Genomic DNA, 20,779 nt, shown 5'->3' with positions numbered 1-20,779 from the left:
TCAAATAATCTGTACTTGTTGAAAAAAACATCCAAAAATCGATGTTTTATCAGAAATTCATGACCTAATAATATTTTTTTGATATGTTCTTACTAATTTTGTGTGAGACTCTGGATTGAGTCACCTTTATTTATAGGTTGTTATGGCATTTTGGCAGGACATTCCAAGCTTTGAGTTAGCAGACAAAGACGTTGAAATACTAAATAGCGCAAAGCAATATCATGAAAGACTCTTAAGTCTTATTGAAAGCGCTAAATATCGGATTTATATCACTGCTTTGTATTTACAAGACGATGAAGCGGGTAGAGAAGTGCTTTCAGCACTTCATAAAGCTTCAATTGCAAACCCAACGCTTGAGATTAATGTATTAGTTGATTTTCACCGAGCTCAACGTGGTCTTATAGGGGCTGAGAAATCAGAGGGAAATGCAGCCTTATATTGTGATGAATTAGAAAAACATCAAAGTAATGTAAAAGTATTTGGTGTGCCAGTTAAAGGCAAAGAATTATTTGGCGTTCTGCATCTAAAGGGCATTGTTATAGACGATATCTTGCTTTATAGCGGTGCTAGCATAAACAATGTTTATATGAATGTGGGTGAAAAGTATCGACTTGATAGATACTTCATCATACAACAGCCAGGATTAGCGGACTCTTTTTGTAACTTCACAAATGATTTTTTGTTGTCATCAAAAGCTGTACCAAGAATAGATAGTCGTCCTATACCTAAATACAGTGAGATTAAAGTTCCTCAGCGTCAATTGATGAAAGAGTTGAGAAAAGGGCGATACAATATAGAATCAACTAACACAGACTCTCCTTTGAATGTTCGACCATTCTTAGGGTTTGGTAGACGTGCAAATAAGTTGAACAGGTTAATTAAAACCTTGTTTGACACAACAGAAAAAGAACTGCTGCTTTATACGCCATACTTCAACTTTCCCGCGCCGTTACTTCGCTCTTTACGTCGTTTACTAAAGCAAGGTAAAGAAGTAACCATTGTTGTTGGTGATAAAACAGCGAATGATTTTTATATTTCTCCAGAACAACCATTTAGTAAAATAGGTGCGTTACCTTATCTTTATGAAACGATTTTATTTAAATTCTTAAAATCTAATAAAAGGTTCATCCAGTCAGGGCTACTTAAGGTACACCTTTGGAAACATGAAAATAACTCTTTTCATTTGAAAGGCGTAAGTAAAGATGGTCAGCTACATCTACTAAGTGGTCATAACCTAAATCCGAGGGCCTGGGGTTTAGATATTGAAAATGGAATTTTGATCGAAGATAAAGCGCTCAAGCTCGACCAATTGTTATTGGCTGAGAAGCAAGACATTCTTCAACACTGTCGAACATTATCTAGTCATGAAGATCTGGAATCAGTTCAAGACTACCCACAACCAGTCAGGAAACTACTAGGCCAGGCGAAGCGTGTAAAAGTTGACTTCATAATTAAACGATTTATTTAGAAAAGGCCAAATATGGCCTTTTTTATTATGTTTTTCTTATCTATATACATGCTTAAATTTCTACAAAGTTGATTTTTTGGACTAAGGTTAGAAAAACAAAATCAACCAGCTGAAATTATGAAGGCCATCCAATATTGCTTTATCGTTTGTTTTTTTGCCTATAGTTCATCAAATTGGGCGCAATCAGTTCACCAATTCAATATTTATCATGATTCAGATTACTCAAACCATTTTGCATCCGCCAATGCGATTAAAATGGGATTTATGTCTGCGTTAGAATCTGAAAAAAATAAGCTAGAAAACGTCGAATTTAATTTTTTAGAAATGGATCATCGAGGTAATAGCAATCGTAGCTTGTTACATATGAAAAAATTTCTAAAGGATTCTAAAGCATTATTCATACTAGGAGGCCTTCATTCTCCTCCTTACATAAAAAATAGGACCTTCATAAATAGAGGACAGATCTTACTATTGGTTCCTTGGGCTGCAGGCGGCCCTATCACTCGCTATGAACATGGGTCGAACTGGGTTTTTAGATTATCTGTAGACGACACTAAAGCGGGCTACCGAATTATCCAATTCGCAAAAGAAGCACGTTCTTGTGAACAGCCTCATTTACTTCTTGAAAACACGCCTTGGGGCAAATCAAACGAACGAACAATGCAAGATGCGCTAGGTAAAAATAAAGCTGAAGTTACTTGGTTCAATTGGAATACGAGACTAAAAAAATCTAAGTTAATTTTGAGGGAGATTATAAATGCTGGTGCTGACTGTATTGTCTTTGTTGGTAATGCAATTGAAGGTAAATACTTTACTCAGGCAATGGCAGAAATAGATAAAACTTTGCAAAAACCAATCATTAGTCATTGGGGAATTACAGGAGGTAATTATTTCGATATGACTAAGCAGTATCTTAAAGAGGGTATTGAACTTAATTTTATTCAGTCCTGCTTCTCATTTGATGATTTACCTCATTCTGATAGCGTAAAAAAAGCGATTAAGTCTGCAAAGAAATTATTTAAGAAAGATTTTGACGTTGAAACGCTGCAAGCTCCAGCTGGTTTTGTTCATGGCTATGATTTGGGATTACTGTTTGTTCAGGCCATGACACAAATTGAAGCGACAAAAAATATAGCCAGTACAAGAGAGTCGTTAAGACATTCGCTCGAGAATCTCAACTCAACTGTAGATGGCTTGATAAAGGTTTATTCAAGACCATTCTCAAGTAAGGGTGAAGATTCGCATGAGGCTTTAGGTTTGGAAGATCTTTGTATGGCCAAATACAAAGATAATGGCTCAATCTCTATCATAAAGAATAAAGGCTAGTGCGTGAAGTCACAGTTCTTAAAAATGCAGCTTGATGCCAACAAAGCTTTCATTGTCTTTGTTGTGATGAGCCTCTTCTTATCTGTATTGATAAGTGTGATGCTAGTAGGAAGAGAAGCTTCATCGGTATTAAATGGTTACAAGCAACAAGCATCAGAAACAGAAGCAAAACTCAGTGCAAAATATGTAGAAAATTTTTTAGAAACTAGAATTTTGTTGCTGAAAGATTTATCAAGTCATCCCATCATCATTAATGGCGTTATGGGAGCAGGTGTATCAGAAGCGTCTTTAAATGATTATTTGTCTGAATTTAAAATTCTAGGGATAAAAGAGCAACTTTGGGTTTTTAATGTCCTAGGCGATTATGTGTATAAAAATAGTGAAGAGCAGGCATTAAGAGAAACTCCAAGTGATTGGCTTGAAGATTTACTTAATGGCGAGCTTTCACACGCTGTATTGCTTGATCAAAACCAAGGGCAAGCATATTTCAAGTTGGCAGTACCAATAAATTATAACGGGTTCACTGAAGGGGCGCTGATTGTCAAGTTTGAAACCCCCATTGATGTTTTATTATCTGAAGTTCTAGAGTCAAATACACATGGCGTTGAACTATCAGGCCCTTGGTTAAATTATTCAAATTTAAGTACAAATAATCAGTACGACTCAGTGCTAAAATCAGACCTTCACAGTTCCGGCTTGATGCTGAATTACTTAGTTGACTCTACTTTAGTTGAAAAACAAGTGAAGCAAGTCATTATAAGTATCGCCAGTGCAATTTTTGTTAGTCTGTTTTTATCTTCTTTATTTTTATTCTTAGTTGGTCAGAAACTACTTTTAAACCCCTATAGAAAGCTTGAGTTGTCTCAACAAGCAACAAAGTTGAGTGAAGAAAGGTTAAACCTTGCAATTAATGGGAGTTTAGATGGCATTTGGGACTGGGATATAAAAACAGGAAAGGTATTTTGTTCTGTACGTTTCAGAGAGTTACTCGGTTATGCATCTAATGATGATTTTCCCGAGGACTATACGGTCTTAGAAAGAATGGTCCATATTGAAGACCGTGAATATGTAAAAAGCAGCTTAAAAGCGCACCTTCAGCAAAAAGCAATTTATGATGTGCAACACAGATTCATGACCAAAAAAGGGGAGTTTAGAGTTTACAGAGTGAAGGGCGATGCACTATTTGACATTACTAACAAAGCCATCAGGATGGCAGGGTCAATGACAGATGTCACAGAGCAAATACAAGCGCAACAAGCGTTGAAAAAAGCGAAAGAAGAAAATGATTTATTAGCCCTTTCTATTGATGCTAGTAACCTCGGAGTAACAATTAGCTCAGTATCTGATCCAGAACTACCTCTCATATACATAAACCAAGCTTTTACTAACATAACAGGTTATGGAGAAGAGATCCTAGGAGAAAGTTGTCGTTTCTTACAAGGAGAGCAAACATCTCAACTAACAATTGATAAGATCAGGAAGGCTTTAAAAAATCATGACATAGTGAAGGTTGACCTCTTAAATTACAAAAAAAATGGTCAACCATTTTGGAATAGTTTACAGCTTTTTCCTGTACATAATGAAGCGGGAGAGCTCACCGCTTATGTGGGTATTCAACAAGATATCACAGATAGAGTTGCTTCAGAAAAAGCATTAAAAGAAGCCAAAATGATGGCGGAGCAAGCCAGTATTGCCAAAAGCGAGTTTTTGGCCTCAATGAGTCATGAAATACGTACCCCAATGAATGGGGTACTAGGCATGCTTAATTTACTGCTTAATAGTGACTTAAATGCAGAACAGCAACATAGAATTAACGTTGCAATGAGCAGTGCTAACTCACTTCTGACTTTAATTAACGACATCTTAGATTTCTCAAAAGTTGATGCTGGCAAGTTGGAATTAGAACACCTAGAGTTTGATTTGCGGGGGCTGTTCGGTGACTTTGCGGAGTCAGCCGTTATACAAGCACATAACAAAAGCATAGAACTCATTTTAGATGTAACAAACATAGATGAAGCCGTTGTAATTGGTGATCCTGGTAGGTTGAGGCAAATTTTAAGCAATCTGGTTGGCAATGCCATTAAGTTCACTTCAGATGGTGAAGTACTCATAGAAGCTTCATTGATTAAATATGATACTCATAATTGGCAGTTAAATTGTAATATCAAAGATACAGGTATTGGAATATCACCTGAGCAGCAGGCAAAATTGTTTCAATCATTTAGTCAGGTTGATGCCTCAACAACCAGAAAATATGGTGGTACAGGACTTGGCCTAGCAATTGTAAAAAGACTTTGTGAACTGATGGGTGGTGAAGTCTCTGTTTCCAGTCAGGCTGGTAAAGGGTCTTGTTTTAGTTTTTCGATTCTACTAGGAAAGAGTAATGCGTCATTTCATGTTATTCCAGATGTTGAAATGAAGCACCTTAATATTTTACTGGTAGATGATAACAAAACTAATCGTGAAGTACTCAGGGCACAGCTTGAACATTGGGGCGCTACTGTAACAGAGGCGCGTTCAGGAATAGAAGCCTTAACCATCAGTGAAGCTTACTTTGCAAAACACTATAACTGCTTCGATATCGCATTTTTGGATATGCAAATGCCAGTCATGGATGGGGCTCAGTTGGGGGAACATATAAAAGCAAATGAACATTTAAAAGCCATGAAGTTAATTATGATGACATCGATGTGTCATAAAGGCGATGCGAAGTTTTTTGCTAACTTGGGGTTTGATGGATATTTTCCGAAGCCTGCGACAACATTCGATTTATTTGCAGCACTTTCAATCGTTGTAGAAGATGGAGAAGCTCTCAAAGGCGCTAAACCTTTAGTGACGACTCATTATATAAAGTCGCTAAAAGCTCAATCAGCTTTAAAACCTGAAGAGATAAGCTGGGGAGAGGGGATCCGTATTCTTTTAGCAGAAGATAATCGGGTTAATCAGATTGTTGCACAAAGTATGTTGGCAAAGCTTAACTTAACGCATATCGATATAGCGGCAAATGGTGAAGAAGTCATTCAAAACTTATTAAATACAACAAGAGAGACTAAATACACAGCCATTCTTATGGATTGCCAAATGCCAGAAATGGATGGGTATGAAGCTTCACAAGCCGTTAGAAATGGAAAAGCAGGGGAGCTTTATAAAGATATCCCGATCATTGCGATGACGGCAAATGCGATGGTTGGTGATAAAGATAAATGTCTAGAAGCCGGTATGGATGATTATATTTCAAAGCCAATAAAACCCGAGGTTTTATTTGAACGTTTGTTACAATGGCTACCTTACAAAGAAATTGAATCATGAGATTAACAAAGCTTGAACTTATTTTTTCGAAGTGTGAACCACTCCCTGCTTATACTAACCCTCTTTTTAGTCACGATTTTTATCGCCACTAATGACAAACTTTTACTGCTTGTTTTAACCTATTTATTCATAACTAATTCGATCTTTTGTTTTTTGTTCTTACTTGATAAAAAGCGGGCAAAAATGGATGGGCAAAGGATCAGTGAGTTAAGTTTAAGTGTCATGGCGCTGCTATCGTTCAACCTTTCAACTTTATTGATGCAAGAGTTAATACGTCATAAGACCGTAAAATGGCAATTTAATGGCAAAATCTTCATCACGTTTGTAATTCAAAACATACTTTTACTCCTTTATTTTTCGCTTCCAACCTTTTCAAAAATCTAAAGAACTCGCTTATTGTTGTGCTTTATCATCATGACTAAGCTGTTAAAATACGCCATAAATTTAGAGGGCCGAGAAATCAAATGAAAAGAACAAAACTTGTTAATCAATTAACCGAACTATTAAAGCCATTTTCTATTAGTGACTATTGCCCGAATGGTTTACAAGTTGAAGGGGCTGAAGAGATAAAAAAAATCGTAACGGGTGTCACTGCCAGTCAGGCGCTGATTGATGCAGCGATAGAAGCTGGTGCAGACACGATTTTGGTTCACCATGGATTCTTCTGGAAAGGTGAAGATCAAACTATTACGGGCATGAAACAAAGACGTATTAAAGCTTTATTAGAAAACAACATTAATTTACTTGCATACCATTTGCCTCTAGATGTTCATCCTGAACTTGGCAACAATGCGCAATTGGCTGAGTTACTCGATATAACTTACGAAAGACCATTGGAGCCTTGGAATAAAAACTGTGTGGCTGTGAAAGGCAAACTTAATACACCAATGAGCTTAGAGACATTTTCGCAATTGGTAGAACAGAAACTTGATAGAAAACCATTAGTGAATCAAGCGGGCGACCACCAAATTAAAACCATCGCTTGGTGTACAGGTGGAGGCCAAAGTTTTATTGATATGGCCGCAAGCCAAGGCATTGATGCCTATTTAACAGGTGAAGCTTCAGAGCAGACAATCCATAGTTCTAATGAACAAAATATCCACTTTATAGCAGCAGGCCATCATGCTACGGAGCGTTATGGTGCCAAAGCTTTAGGCGAATACCTTGCTAAAACCTATGATTTAGATGTCGAGTTTATAGATATCAACAACCCGGTTTAACCGCTGAATATGAGCAAGAAAGGCAAAAGCTATAAAGATAAATTAGCGCGAGATAGAAGTTTTAATGCTATCTCGCAAAAATTTAAGAAAAATATATACGGTACACCCAAAGGCAAAATACGAGAAGCCGTTTTAAAGCGTGATTTTTCTCAGCATATTCCATGGCTAGATAATGCGAATGCACCAAAACGCATAATAGATATCGGCGGTGGGCAAGGGCAGTTAGCGATTTACTTGGCTAGTTTAGGTCATCACATCACGCTGGTGGATATATCGGAAGATATGCTACAACTTGCCAAAGAGCACGTAGATCAAGCGGGTTTAAGCGGTCAATTCGAATTTATCCACGCACCATTACAGGCTCTGCCTGAATTAGAGTTAGGTACTTTCGATTTTGTACTATGTCATGCTGTGCTCGAATGGTTAGTTGACCAAGTTGAGGCGATCACGATTTTGTCAAAGCTTGTCAACGATGCGGGTTATTTGTCTTTAATGTACTTCAATAAAGACGCGCACTTATTTGCAAATATGGTCTATGGAAATTTTGATTATGTAAATCAAGGGTTGCATGTAAAACAAAAAGTAGGGCTAAGCCCTAATCACCCTGTAGAGCCAGAAGTTGTAGACAATGCTTTAAATCGCGAAAATTTTTTGCGCCATTGTAAAACGGGTGTGCGTTGTTTTCATGATTATTTGAGAGAGCTTGAAAAAGGCAAAACACAATTTGATGATTTACTTGCATTAGAGCTTAAATATAACCAACAAGAGCCTTATGCGTCACTCGGTCGTTATACGCATTTATTACTTCAAGCTAATTAGTGATCCTCTTAACCAAAATAATAAGCCCTTGTTTAAGGGCTTATTCAATACAATTTTGGTGCTATTTATCCGTCATTAACGCCTTGACGTATTTGACTGGCGTACTGCCATAGCTTAAAAACTGCTCATGGAACGCTTTTAAGTTAAAGTCATCACCTAGAGCGACTTTTAATGATTCTCTGAAATCATAAATCTCTCTGTAACCGCTGTAGTAGCTAGTTAATTGGACTTGGCTTAATGTCGCACGACGCCACTTACCTTCGGCTTCCGTTTTTTCTTGGAATGCGCCGTTCATTAATAAATCTAAACCTTCTTCTTTGCTGATCCCTTTTACTTGGATAGCATAATCTAGAATAGTGTTACAGATGACACGAAGATTCCATTTGTAGTACATAAGCCACATCTCTGGCTCGAAATCACCATAGCCTTCCTCTAACATCATACGCTCTGTGTACACCGCCCAACCTTCGATCATCGCGCCATTAGCAAAAATACTCTTAATTAAAGAAGGAGACTCATTTGAGTAAACTAATTGCGTATAATGACCAGGGATCGCCTCGTGAATATTTAGGATCTGTAAAATCCAGTGGTTATATTCTCGTAAATATGACTCAGCTTGCTCATCAGACATGTTATCTAATGGCGTTACATTGTAATACGTGTTTTCTTTTTTATCGTATGGCCCCGGAGCACTAATAGATGCACCTGCAAAGCCACGCATATACTCTGGTGTTTCACGAACTACCAATGGCTTTTCTGGGTCTAGCGTGATCAGATCTTTTTCTCTGACGAATGCTTCTAAGTCTGGAATTTGGCGCTTGATTTCAGGCACGAATTCGTCACGAGCAACATGCTTGACCGATAGGTGCTTGATGAGTTTAGCTACTGCATCTCTGTCTTCAGATGGGCGTTCAGCGTTCGGGAAATACTTAGGCCATAGTTCATCTGTGATCTTAACCATCTCAGCGGTCACGCGATCTTTGTCAGCAACTGCTTTGTGATACATCTCTTTTGCGCTATACCCTGATTGAATATCTAGTGCGAACTTCTCTTCATAAAGCTTTTCACCAATTCTAAATGAACGCGCGTTCCCATTTTTTACTAGAGATTTTTCAAGTTCAGTTAAAAAGTTGATGTAACCATTAATTGCGTCTTTTGCAGCATTGAAACGCTTAACAAACAGTGCTTTATCACTAGAAGATAAATTAGAACCTTTAACTTGTGTTAACAGCTCATCTTTTAGCACGCTGAAAGCACCTTTATTTTGGCCGATTGCAAGCTGAGTATATTCTAAAGTTGGGTTATCAATGTTTGCTTTTGCAGCATCGTAATATGCAGGCACGTATTGAAGACGTTTTAAAACGGTCGCATACTTTTCGTCATCGGTTTTAAAGCGGCTATTTAGAATTGTCGCAAAACCACCAGATACATTGTAGTTAGACGGGTTCCATTGCCAACTCTTGAAGGTTTCTGAGTGCCAAATGGTGCGTTTTAAAGCATTTTCTATTAGGTAATAATCCGTCTTTTGCGCTGTCGGCAATGAGTCTAAATCGAATTTTGCAAGTTCGTTTAATTTTGCATTAGCAAAAGTCAATGTGCTGTCACGATTGGCTTGATTTGGAATACTGATAATATCATCGTATTTACCATAGCCTGCCCAAGCAGAATGTTCGGGGAACTGTTTCCAATAATCATGGATAAACTGTTCAGAGAAATTAGCAAAACTTTGTTGCACTTGAACGCTGTTATTTTCAGTTTGTTGTGTACTTGTTTGCGAACAAGCAGTCAGTCCAAGCGCTACGATAAGTGAAAGCGAGAGTGCAGTTTTTTTCATGGGTGTTCCTTGTTAGTGATTCTTATCTATTTTATCAGTTTTTTCATGATTAGCCTGTGCATCAGGGGTAGAAGGTAAAAAAGCTGCGCCGGATTGCGATTTGCCACAGACATCATCTGGGTTATACATAGGGCATTTCGTCATAGATAAACAACCACAGCCAATACAGCCATCGACTTTGTCTCTGATCTGCTCTAAATACTCAATTTGTTTGGTCAGTTGAGCGCGCCATCGCTGAGATAAATTTGCCCAATCTTTTTTATTTGGAGTTCTATTATCAGGCAACGCATCTAGAGTCTCTTTGATGTCTTGTAATGTAACACCCATATGCTGGGCTGCTTTGATCACAGCAATTCGTCTGAGCACATCGGGTTTATAGCGACGTTGATTTCCTTGATTTCGCCAACTTCTAATAAGCCCTTTGGTTTCATAAAAATGCAGGGTTGATACTTTCACGCCGGCTCGCTTGGCAATATATCCGACAGACATGGTCGCGTCTTGAAGTGGTTTGCTCATTATCATCTCATAAAAACATGTTTTAGCGACTTTAAACACATTTGTCAGAATTTGCTAATGGTATAACGTGTCAATATGTTACAGTTTTCGTGATATTTCACGAGGAATGCTATGTCTCACTTACTAAAACGTTTACTAAATGATCCTGAACTACTACTTAACTCTGTTGGTGAAGGCATTTACGGTTTCGACTTATCAGGTAATGCAGTATTTATAAACCCTGCAGCTGAGCGTATGACAGGTTGGAAAGCCCAAGAGTTAATAGGTAAAAAAATTCATCAATACCATCATCATAGCTATGCCGATGGTTCACCGTATCCGGCAGATGAATGCAACATCTACTGTACTATGTTTGATGGCAAAGTAAGACAAATATCCGACGAAGTGTTCTGGAGAAAAGATGGCACTAGTTTCCCTGTGGAATATACCTCTACGCCAGTATTCAAAGACGGACAAATTATCGGGGCTGTCGCGATATTTCGCGATGTAACAAAACAGCATGAAGCAGAAAGTGCTCTGAGAGCAGCATTAGAGCAAGTCCAAACTTTAACTGAGCAATTAAAAGAAGAAAATTCTTACTTGTTGGAAGAGTTAAATGCAGATTGGCAAGAGTCAGGTTTAGTCGGGCAAAGTCATATCTTCCAAACCATGCTTGAACAAATCAACTTGGTTGCAAAAACAAGTAGTACCGTATTGATTTTAGGAGAAAATGGTACAGGTAAAGAGCTTGTTGCCAGAAACCTCCATAGATTGAGTAATCGCAGCTCAAAACCATTTGTAAAAGTAAATTGTGCAGCTTTTACGCCTAGTTTATTAGAATCTGAGTTATTTGGGCATGAAAAGGGCGCATTCACAGGTGCCAATGAGAGAAGAAAAGGGCGTTTTGAACTCGCCGATACAGGCACTCTATTTTTAGATGAAATTGCGGAGCTATCACTTGAGGCACAAAGTAAACTTTTGCGCGTACTACAAGAGCAAGAGTTTGAACGTGTAGGTGGCAGCAAAACCCTAAAAGTTGATATTCGTATCATAGCGGCAACCAATAAAGATTTGTGGCAAATGGTTGGAAAAGGTGAATTTAGAATGGATCTGTATTATCGCCTAAATGTCTTTCCGATCAGAGTACCTAGCCTAAAAGAGCGAAAAGAAGACATTCCACTACTGTGCACAAACCTGATTAATCAGCTCAATAAAAGGCTTGGTAAACACTTAATGGGGTTGACAAAGGCTGCGATAGATAAACTTCAAGCTTATGATTGGCCAGGTAATATCAGAGAGTTACAAAATATTTTAGAGCGAGAGGCTATCTTGTCAAAAGGGCGATTAGTGTCAATTACTCAGCCATTAAATATGACGGATGAACAAATGCTTGAAGGTCAAAGTTTAAGGCTCGATGAGGCAGAGAAACTTCATATTGAACACGTATTAGAACTTTCTAATTGGCGAATAGCAGGTCCAAAAGGCGCTGCGATTAAATTAGGGCTTCCCGAAAGCACACTACGCTCTAAAATGAAAAAACTGAAAATAACTAAAAATCGCGAAATATAACGTGATTCGTGATATTTCGCGCCACCTTGTTTTCTTTATATAATAAAATCTTTTAAAAACAGTGGTTTATAAACTTTCAGATTGGACTGAAACTTGCTCTGTAGACAATAACCAATGTTAGTAGAGCAAGTACTATGAATTTTGATATTAAAGAAGAAGACATGATCATTAAACCACATAAATCGGAAGGACCGATTTATGTGCGAGAACAAAAAGGTTTTTTCCAAAAAATCCGTCGTAATCTGGGTTGGTTATTAATGCTGACCTTTATTGCTATTCCTTGGCTTCAATATAACGGCCAACAGGCAGTGTTGTTTGATGTAGGCAGCCAACATTTTAGAATTTTCGGCCTCACATTTTTGCCACAAGACTTTATGATCCTGGCTTGGGTATTTATGGCTGGGGCGTTTGCGCTTTTCTTTGTGACCAATTGGTTGGGCCGTGTATGGTGTGGTTATGTTTGTCCACAAACGATTTGGATGCTGATGTTTACATGGGTGGAACACCGTATTGAAGGCAGTCGTAATAAACGTATTAAGCTAGATAAAAGCCCTTGGGATGCAAAGAAACTTGCATTAAAAACAGCAAAACACAGTGCTTGGTTGCTCATTTCTCTTTTCACCGCAACGTCATTTATGGCGTACTTTGTCCCAGCACAAAAATTATATATAGACATGTTCACACTAGAATGGTCAGGCCTAGTTAGTTTTTGGGTATTCTTATTTGCATTCTGTACCTATGGTAATGCTGGATTTTTAAGAGAAAAAATGTGTACGGTTGCTTGCCCATATTCACGTTTTCAATCTGTGATGTTTGATAAAGACACACTATTAGTCACCTACGATGCACAACGCGGCGAATCACGAGGCAAACGTAAACGTAAACAAGATCCAAAAGATCTCGGCCTCGGTGATTGTGTTGACTGTAACTTGTGTGTTGAAGTTTGCCCAGCAGGTATTGATATTCGAAATGGTCTGCAATATGAATGTATAAACTGTGGTTTGTGTATTGATGCCTGTGATGACACCATGGATAAGTTCGGTTATGCCAAAGGGCTCATTAAATATCAAAGTGAACACGAAGCATCTGGCAAAAAAACCAATCCGTTTAGACTAAAGCTAGTTGGCTATGCAACCCTTACTGCGTTGATTATTTTAACTATGGTGGTGTGGGCATTTAATCGTACGCCAATTGAAGCATCGGTTATCCGAGATCGTAATGCGTTATATCGTGTTAACTATGAAGGCTTAGTTGAAAACCCTTATACGTTAAGCGTGATCAATAAAACGCAAACCACCATGACCTACACGGTTAGTCTTGAGGGGTTAGAAAATGCAGAGCTCAATGTGCCTACTGTGATTGAAATTGAAGGTGGAGAAATGTTGCAAATACCTGTTACCGTAATCAAAGATGGTTATGACCTCAAGCTTAAAGCAACCCCGATTAGTTTTACAATTGAGTCTAAGCAAAGAGCAGACATAAAAATAACGAAAGAAAGTTATTTTTATAAAAACTAGTTAGTTATATGGGGCTTATATTAGCCCCTTTTTTTTTAAGCAGTTGAGTACATATTAGTTAACTGATTGACCATTAAAACTGGAAACTAAGAATTAAAACTGCATATTTGTTTGAAAAATCTATTTCAGGACAGAAGATCTAAAGCTTAAATACTATGTCCGAAAAGATGGTTTATTTAATGAACCACTATTGTTACCCGTTAAAATTTATTGATTGTTTAATTTATTGACTAAGTTTTGTTGTAAATTTTTTGGAACCCATCTGAGCATTAACGAAGCGTATTCAGGTGACGCTTTAATTTTACTAAGGCTCATATCAGCTTTATTTAAAAATTGCTTACTCTCTTTAGATTTATTGCATCCAATGAAACCTAAAACGGTTTTTGGCGATTCAGAGATTTGCAATTGAATAAACTGACTTTCTTTTTTCAATTTTGATTGAAGATAAAGGTGCTCGCCGGGATAGCCAATAATTAAGTCGACTCTTTTCTTGAGTAGCATATAAGTTAGGCTTTCTAAGGAGTCTTTGCCTGCACGAACTATCATATCGTCTTGCGGAATTTTAAGGATAATCCTATCAACATTTTGACCATACGAACGTTCAGTTGATTTACCAAGAAGCAGAGCGTTTTTGAAGATAAGGTCTTTTAACGAAGTAGTGGTGACACCTTTGGGGATTATTTTTTCGGCAATATCTTTGTGCATAGCAACGGTTGGTGCTAGACCAATCGTGGAGTATTGTTCAGAAAAATAAAATTGCTGTTTTCTTTGCTCTGTTTTATAAAGCGACAACATACAAGTTGTTTTTTTACTATGTTGTAATTCAAATAAAGCTCTACTAGATGGGATAAATACCTGTTTAAATTTGTATTCTGGAAGCGACTTCTTTAGTAAATTTATGACAGCTTCATCCCTACCTTGTCCTTTATCTACCCCGTCGAGTATATAATATGGCGCAAAGTCTACTTTTAAAAATGTGACTGTTTTAGCAGCTGATTCAAAACCCAATAGCAGAAAAAAAATAATAACTAGGAACTTAAGCATTTTTCTACATTTCAAGTATACAGAAGTTAAGTGTAGCAAATGGTTGATATAAAATTCCGAATAAACAAAATCTTTACAATTATTTATCAAGTGGTAGATTGGAGAAAAGTTAATTTCACATCACCAATTCGTTGTTCAGTGGTAGAATATGAAAGTTTAATTAGAGTCTGTAAATAAGGACCCACAGCTATGAGAACATTAATTGTATCCGATATTTTTGGTTGTACAAACCAGCTAAAAAGCTTTTGTGAGCAGTTTTCTGGTGAAGTGTTAATTGTTTCTCCTTATGAAGCAACCACAGCAGACAATGAACTGCATGAGCAATTAATGTACGATAAGTTTATAGACAGGTTAGGCCATGATGGGTACGCAAATAAGGTTCAAGAAGCGCTGATCAAATTTAGCCCTGACTTTATAATTGCTTTTAGTGCAGGTGCTACTGCGGCTTGGCGTGCTTTAGCCATGACCCCCTTGAAGCGCGTGCAAAAGATGATTGCTTTTTACCCAGGCCAAATTAGACATTTCACAAGTTTAAATCCAAACTGTCACGTAGATATCTATTTTCCTGATGTTGAAAAGCATTTTGATCTTAATCCTGTTATAGCCACATTGAAGACAATTCCATGTCTTTACGTTGTTAAATCACGGTATAAACATGGTTTCATGAATGCATTATCTGAAAACTTTAACCATGATGCATATCAGCATTACGCGTATATTTGTTTGAATGAGCAACAAAACCTACAAGAAATAACAGATAATCATCTTCTTTCTTGTCAGGTGTAGAATATTTTTTGTGATTTACAAGTAGCTTATTGAAAAACAAAGTTAAGTATCTCCTTTGGTCACATAAGACATTTAAACTATACTTCGTCTTGCACACCTAAATCTGCACTGAGAGTATGGAAATGTCTAATTTATCCCCAAAAAGCCTTTTATCAACACTGATATCTTTGTCTTTAATGCAATCTTGTTATTTATACGCGAATGAAAGTATTGAAGTCATCGAAGTGTATGCTCAAAAAAGAAAGCAACTTGAAAATAAAGTCAGCGTGACTGTTAATCAACTTAAAGGGGAGCAGATAAGTAGCACTGGTTTAAAAGATACAACAGATTTAGGCTTGCTTATTTCAGGTCTTAAAATCAGTCAAAATGCAGCAGAAGGTACGTCACCCGCAATAAATATTCGGGGAATAGGCTTAATAGACTATAACACTGCAAATACATCTCCGATAGCAATGTATGTAGATGGAGCATCTGTTGGCTCTGCCAATAATCAATTATTAAACCTATTTGATATTGAGCAAGTAGAAGTTTTGAAAGGCCCTCAAGGTACTTTGTTTGGCCGAAATAGTACTGGCGGCGCAATATTGGTCAGAAGTAAGCGACCGGATGCTAGTGATTATGGACAGCTTACAGTCGGTGCTGGCACTGATGGTTTTTATAAAAGTAATGGCTTTTATAATGTACAGATAGATGATACATCAGCTTTTAGGGCTGCGTTTAATCATAATCGCTACGACTACACGAGTTATAATATATTTCCTACTTCACCAGAAGCGGGAATGGAACAAAATGATCTGCGATTGAGTTATCTGGGTCAATGGGATGAGCTGGAATGGTACTTAAAGTTAAATTACAGTCACTGGAATGGCATTGCTCAACCGGTAGGTAATATAGGCATATTCGCAGATCCGATTAATGGTGTTATGTGCTCAGTGAGCGACATAAATGCAGGAAACTGTGTTGATGCATTTGGGTTTAACGATGGTGTTGATGACTTCTGGGCGGTAAGCGTGAACAATGATTCACCACACCACGGTATAAATAAAGGTTGGACAAGTGAATTAACTTGGCAATTAAGCGATGATGCATCAGTCATTTGGCTTAACAGCTTTAACCGTTTAGACAGAGAGCATGCATTTAATTGTGATGGCTCTCCTGCGAGGTTATGTGAAGGTCAATTGGGTGTTAAAGCAGAAGTGTTAAATAACGAAGTACGTTTGAACTATGAAATAGGTGATGATCATTTCACACTTGGTCTGTTCTCACTGCAAGAAAGAATTTATCAAGACAATTATAATGACATTCTGAGAGATTTACGAGGCACGCAATTTGGAAGTAACTCAGCTAACTTTTTCTATGATAATGACTTAGTCAGTAAGTCATTCGCATTATTTGGACAATATGATTGGCAGCTGTCTGAGCGCTTAATCCTTACAACAGGTCTTCGTTACTCTGACGAAGTGTTTGAATACAACTCATTAAGTGACATTAATGTTGTAGTGGATGCTAGCTCATTAGAAGGTGTTTTATTGCCTTTCTATCGTGTTGAGGGCGAAGTTAAAGATGATGATATCTCTGGCAAACTTTCCCTAATTTACGCATTGAGTAACAATCATTCAGTATTTTATAGTCTAAGTAATGGCTATAAAAGTGGTGGTTATTACGGAGGATACTTATCAAGCCCTGAGCAAGCGATGCTTGCAGATTATGGTCCAGAAGAACTTATTTCGAATGAAGTCGGTGGTAAGTATATTAATGACAATAGAACGTTAAAAGTAAACTGGGCCTTGTTTCACTATGATTATAAGGGACAACAGGTCTTCATGAATCAGCCCTCTCTCATTGAAGGCGCTCCGCCGATACAACTTCTAGAAAATGTCGGTGACTCAAAGATTTACGGTTCTGATATTGATATTAATTATAAATTAACCGATGAATTTAACACCACCTTAGGGTTTAGCTATATTCCACATGCCGAATTTGAAAAATTTATTGACCCACTTGGCAATGAACTGACAAACCATCGCTTACCTTTTACTTCAGAAATGAATATAAATGGCGCGCTTACTTATGAAACAGACCTACAAGCTAACCTAAGGATGACAGCAACGTTGGGTTTTGATTATCAGTCGGATTATTATTTTGACCAAAATCAAAATATACTAGCTCACCAACCAAGCTACACATTGTGGTATTTGAATAGCCAAATTACTTTTAAAGACTACCAGCTAAGGTTTTGGGCTAAAAATCTATTTGATAAAGAATATAGTCACTTAAAATTCGATTTATCTAGCTTCTTAGGTATGTTAGAAGACTTTAAAGGTGAGGGCAGGCGTGTTGGGCTAGAGGTTTCATATAACTTTTGATTGACATGATGAATAAACATAGAAGAGTAGTTGGCTGACTAAATGCGTAAATTTATACTTTATATTACGCTGATTATATTGAGTATTGTGTGTGCGGTGTCACACGCACAGACATTTAATTATCACCATAACATGCAAGAAACAAATTTGCATGATTCTGCTTTGCTTTTAAAATCGAAAGAAAATGTGGTCTTCCCATTAAGCTACCAGTCTGTAAAAGAGTGGCAACAAGGCCTTGAGATACTGCCAAAGAGGGCACTTTTTGGAGGAAAGTATTGGCTTGTTACAGAGCTGGTAAATCATACCAATGACACAGAGTTTGTCTTATACCCCTACAATACCGTTGTATCAAGAATAGAAAGTAAGCTCTACAGTGAAGATGGCGAAATTCAAACTATTGTTACAGGGGGAGAAGTCAGTAATGAATTTGCATTTCATTACGGTAACTCGATTCGACTTAATCCGAATGAAAAATATGTATTGGTGACTTGTTTTGAAAGTGATTTTTTTTACACACCCATCAAATTTGTCATTAAACCTAAAGATGAGTTCGAGCGTTTAGTCGTTACTGAAAATTTGGTAATGATTTTATGCTTTGGTGTTGGCTTAGTTTTAGGCTTGTACAATCTACTCATTTACCTCGGCTCAAAAGACAAAACGCATTTATATTACGCATTATTTGCAATTTGCTGGGTATTTGCGTGGAGTCACTTTTTCCACATTTCTGATCAACTATTTGGCTTTTATTCGCCGAATTTACACTGGCTTGGTTTTGCCTTAACGCCGCTAACGAATATCCTTTTTTACATTAACTTACTCAAACTTAAAGAAACCCACCCAACATTAACCAATGGGTCGCTGTTACTTGGTGTTATAGCAGCGTGTGGGATACCAATGGCGATGTTGTTTCCAAGTTTTGGTTTCCTCTGGGCCACAATCGTTACTGGCGCAGCACTTTGTTTGGGACTCTATGTAGGTTTTTTGCGAATAAGCGAAGGCTTTAAACCAGCAAGATATTTTGTACTTGCGTATGTCGCAATGGCCATTCCAAACATGATTGGTAATCTAACTAACCTTGGCGTGTTGCCTCCATCTAGCTTAAACCTCTATCTACTTGGGCTAATAGGGACAGCAATGGATGCTCTGTTGCTGGCATTTGCTGTTGCAGATAAGTTTAGATTAACCAATTTAGAAAATGTTGAGCTTAACAAAAACCTAGAATTGAAAGTACTACAAAGGACTCAGGAGTTAGAAGACTTAGCTTCTGAATTACGTGATGCCAGTGAAGCAAAAAGTCGATTTTTAGCAAATATGAGCCACGAAATTAGAACGCCGATGACTTCAATTATTGGTTATGCAGATGGCATGTTGCTTGGTGACATAAAGCCCTCTGAAAAAGGGCATGCTATCAATGTTATTCTCCAAAATGCCAGACATGTACAAAACCTGATAAACGACATTTTGGATATGTCTAAGATTGAAGCCAATAGGTTGGAAGTAGAATTAATTGAAGCAGATATGTTTAGATGTATTGCTGAAATTGAATCACTCCTCGGTAAACAGATAAGAGATAAAGGTTTAGAATTTGAGTTAAATTATCATTTTCCTTTACCGAATTTAATTGTTATAGACCCGACCAGATTCAGACAAATATTGCTAAATCTAACTTCAAACGCATTAAAATTTACCAGTGTGGGTAAGATCTGTATTGATGTGTCATGTGGTGACGAGAAGTTGCAAATTTCGGTGAGAGATACTGGAATAGGCATGACCAAGGATGAAATTAAATCATTGTTTACTGCATTCCACCAAGCAGACACATCTACCACACGCCGTTATGGCGGTACAGGCTTAGGTCTTAACATATCCAAGAGTTTAGCTCGTAAGCTTGATGGTGATATTACCGTTGAAAGTAATGTTGGCTCTGGGACAACATTTACACTTGAGTTAGGTTTATATACAACCAAAGATACTCAATGGGTGGGCAACCTAAATGAGCTTCCGCAATCTAAATTAGATTTACAATCTATAGATACATCGGGCATGCTTAAAGGCAAAGTTTTGCTTGCTGAAGACCATCCTGATAACAGAAAGCTTATCACCATTATACTTGAAGGTATGGGGCTTCAGGTGATCGCAGCAGAAAATGGGCAAGAAGCCGTTCAAGCTGTTTTAGAACATGAGTTTGATTTAATCTTATTGGATATACAAATGCCTATAATGGACGGTGAAGAAGCATTTAAGTTTATCCAAGCAACTGGGGTTAGTTCGCCTGTATTAGCATTAACCGCTAATACCATGACCCATGAAGTAGAGCGTTATCTAAAAATGGGCTTTACGGATCATTTGTCAAAACCCATCGACAGAACAAAGTTCCATAAGAAAATCAGTCATTATCTCAACCTAGAAGTAGAAGAGTTAAACCTGCCTATCGGTGAATTTGAAGCTCTACAGAATAACTATCTTCGGGGGTTAGAGGAACAAAAACACCTATTGCACTCCAGTTATGAAAATAGTGATTTTGTGGCATTGAAAAGGCATGTACATGCCATCAAAGGGACTGCCGGTATGTTTGAGTGCTATGAAATTCATAACTATGCGACACAACTTGATGAATTACTGAAGAGCGGTAGCTTGGAAGATGTTGATGTACTTTTAGATCTTTTAGTCAATGCGATGTCTGATGCTTCAAAAGCAGTTATGAGTTAATGACCTTATTATACCAACCGCAATAACACTTAATCATTAAGAACAACTAAATAACGAAATATTTGCCTTGCTTACATGGATGTAGGTACCTCAGCGATAGTAGGACGCGTGAGCGGTGCTATCAACAAGGTTTTCTTGCCCCAAAATAGATCAGTTACTTAACCGGGTTGGTATTACTTTCTACTCTTGGTCAAAAATAATACTTATAATTTTAGAGCACCCTCTAAAAATTAATGCTTTACATTGCGTTACACTTTGGTGGTATATTGTATGCAAAAATAAAGGGGGAAGTTAAAGTGTACTCTACTCATAAATCG

13 protein-coding genes are annotated in these 20,779 nt (G+C 37.5%); 10 read left to right on the top strand and 3 right to left on the bottom strand.

The window, feature by feature from the left end; all coding sequences use genetic code 11:
* The first annotated feature begins 142 nt into the window (after positions 1 to 142).
* The 5 genes from pssA (at position 143) to ABMY35_RS17220 (ending at position 8,142) form a co-directional block, all read left to right on the top strand.
* Positions 143 to 1,468: a CDP-diacylglycerol--serine O-phosphatidyltransferase gene (pssA, locus tag ABMY35_RS17240; protein ID WP_349287335.1), complete on the top strand. Its 1,326-nt coding sequence runs from the start codon at positions 143 to 145 to the stop codon at positions 1,466 to 1,468.
* 117 nt (positions 1,469 to 1,585) lie between these two features.
* Positions 1,586 to 2,794, top strand: a complete 1,209-nt coding sequence (locus ABMY35_RS17235; RefSeq protein ID WP_349287334.1) for an ABC transporter substrate-binding protein — start codon at positions 1,586 to 1,588, stop codon at positions 2,792 to 2,794.
* A gap of 3 nt (positions 2,795 to 2,797) precedes the next feature.
* Entirely contained in the window at positions 2,798 to 6,103 is a 3,306-nt protein-coding gene (locus ABMY35_RS17230; protein WP_349287333.1) for a response regulator, read from the top strand.
* 464 nt (positions 6,104 to 6,567) lie between these two features.
* Positions 6,568 to 7,323 carry a Nif3-like dinuclear metal center hexameric protein gene (locus tag ABMY35_RS17225; protein WP_349287332.1) on the top strand — a complete coding sequence of 252 codons (756 nt, stop codon included), beginning with the start codon at positions 6,568 to 6,570 and terminating at the stop codon, positions 7,321 to 7,323.
* 9 nt (positions 7,324 to 7,332) lie between these two features.
* Complete coding sequence (locus ABMY35_RS17220; protein WP_349287331.1) at positions 7,333 to 8,142, top strand: methyltransferase domain-containing protein; 810 nt, start codon at positions 7,333 to 7,335, stop codon at positions 8,140 to 8,142.
* A gap of 61 nt (positions 8,143 to 8,203) precedes the next feature.
* Here ABMY35_RS17220 and ABMY35_RS17215 read toward each other — a convergent pair whose 3' ends face one another.
* Together ABMY35_RS17215 and soxR are read right to left on the bottom strand one after the other, a co-directional pair.
* Positions 8,204 to 9,976, bottom strand: a complete 1,773-nt coding sequence (locus ABMY35_RS17215) for a DUF885 domain-containing protein (RefSeq protein ID WP_349287330.1) — start codon at positions 9,974 to 9,976, stop codon at positions 8,204 to 8,206.
* 12 nt (positions 9,977 to 9,988) lie between these two features.
* Positions 9,989 to 10,498: a redox-sensitive transcriptional activator SoxR gene (soxR, locus tag ABMY35_RS17210; protein WP_349287329.1), complete on the bottom strand. Its 510-nt coding sequence runs from the start codon at positions 10,496 to 10,498 to the stop codon at positions 9,989 to 9,991.
* Positions 10,499 to 10,603: 105 nt separating this feature from the next.
* Between soxR and ABMY35_RS17205 the strand changes: the two genes are divergently transcribed.
* Together ABMY35_RS17205 and ccoG are read left to right on the top strand one after the other, a co-directional pair.
* Positions 10,604 to 12,040 carry a sigma 54-interacting transcriptional regulator gene (locus ABMY35_RS17205; RefSeq protein WP_349287328.1) on the top strand — a complete coding sequence of 479 codons (1,437 nt, stop codon included), beginning with the start codon at positions 10,604 to 10,606 and terminating at the stop codon, positions 12,038 to 12,040.
* Positions 12,041 to 12,174: 134 nt separating this feature from the next.
* Positions 12,175 to 13,557, top strand: coding sequence for a cytochrome c oxidase accessory protein CcoG (gene ccoG, locus ABMY35_RS17200; protein WP_349287327.1), 1,383 nt, complete (start codon positions 12,175 to 12,177; stop codon positions 13,555 to 13,557).
* Between the two features lie 207 nt (positions 13,558 to 13,764).
* Here the strand turns inward: ccoG and ABMY35_RS17195 are convergent, their stop codons facing one another.
* A complete protein-coding gene (locus tag ABMY35_RS17195) occupies positions 13,765 to 14,601 on the bottom strand; it encodes a transporter substrate-binding domain-containing protein (RefSeq protein WP_349287326.1) in 837 nt (278 codons plus the stop codon).
* A 189-nt stretch (positions 14,602 to 14,790) separates the two neighbouring features.
* Here ABMY35_RS17195 and ABMY35_RS17190 point away from each other — a divergent pair, with 189 nt between their 5' ends.
* From ABMY35_RS17190 to ABMY35_RS17180, 3 genes are all read left to right on the top strand, one after another.
* Positions 14,791 to 15,387 (top strand): hypothetical protein, encoded by a 597-nt coding sequence (locus tag ABMY35_RS17190; RefSeq protein WP_349287325.1) that lies wholly within the window; start codon positions 14,791 to 14,793, stop codon positions 15,385 to 15,387.
* Between the two features lie 122 nt (positions 15,388 to 15,509).
* On the top strand, positions 15,510 to 17,753 hold the full coding sequence (locus ABMY35_RS17185; RefSeq protein WP_349287324.1) for a TonB-dependent receptor: 2,244 nt from the start codon (positions 15,510 to 15,512) through the stop codon (positions 17,751 to 17,753).
* A 42-nt stretch (positions 17,754 to 17,795) separates the two neighbouring features.
* On the top strand, positions 17,796 to 20,462 hold the full coding sequence (locus ABMY35_RS17180; protein ID WP_349287323.1) for a 7TM diverse intracellular signaling domain-containing protein: 2,667 nt from the start codon (positions 17,796 to 17,798) through the stop codon (positions 20,460 to 20,462).
* Positions 20,463 to 20,779: the final 317 nt, after the last annotated feature.

Source organism: Pseudoalteromonas sp. BZB3, assembly GCF_040104455.1.
GTDB lineage: Bacteria > Pseudomonadota > Gammaproteobacteria > Enterobacterales > Alteromonadaceae > Pseudoalteromonas.
This window is presented reverse-complemented; position numbering and strand designations above follow the sequence as displayed.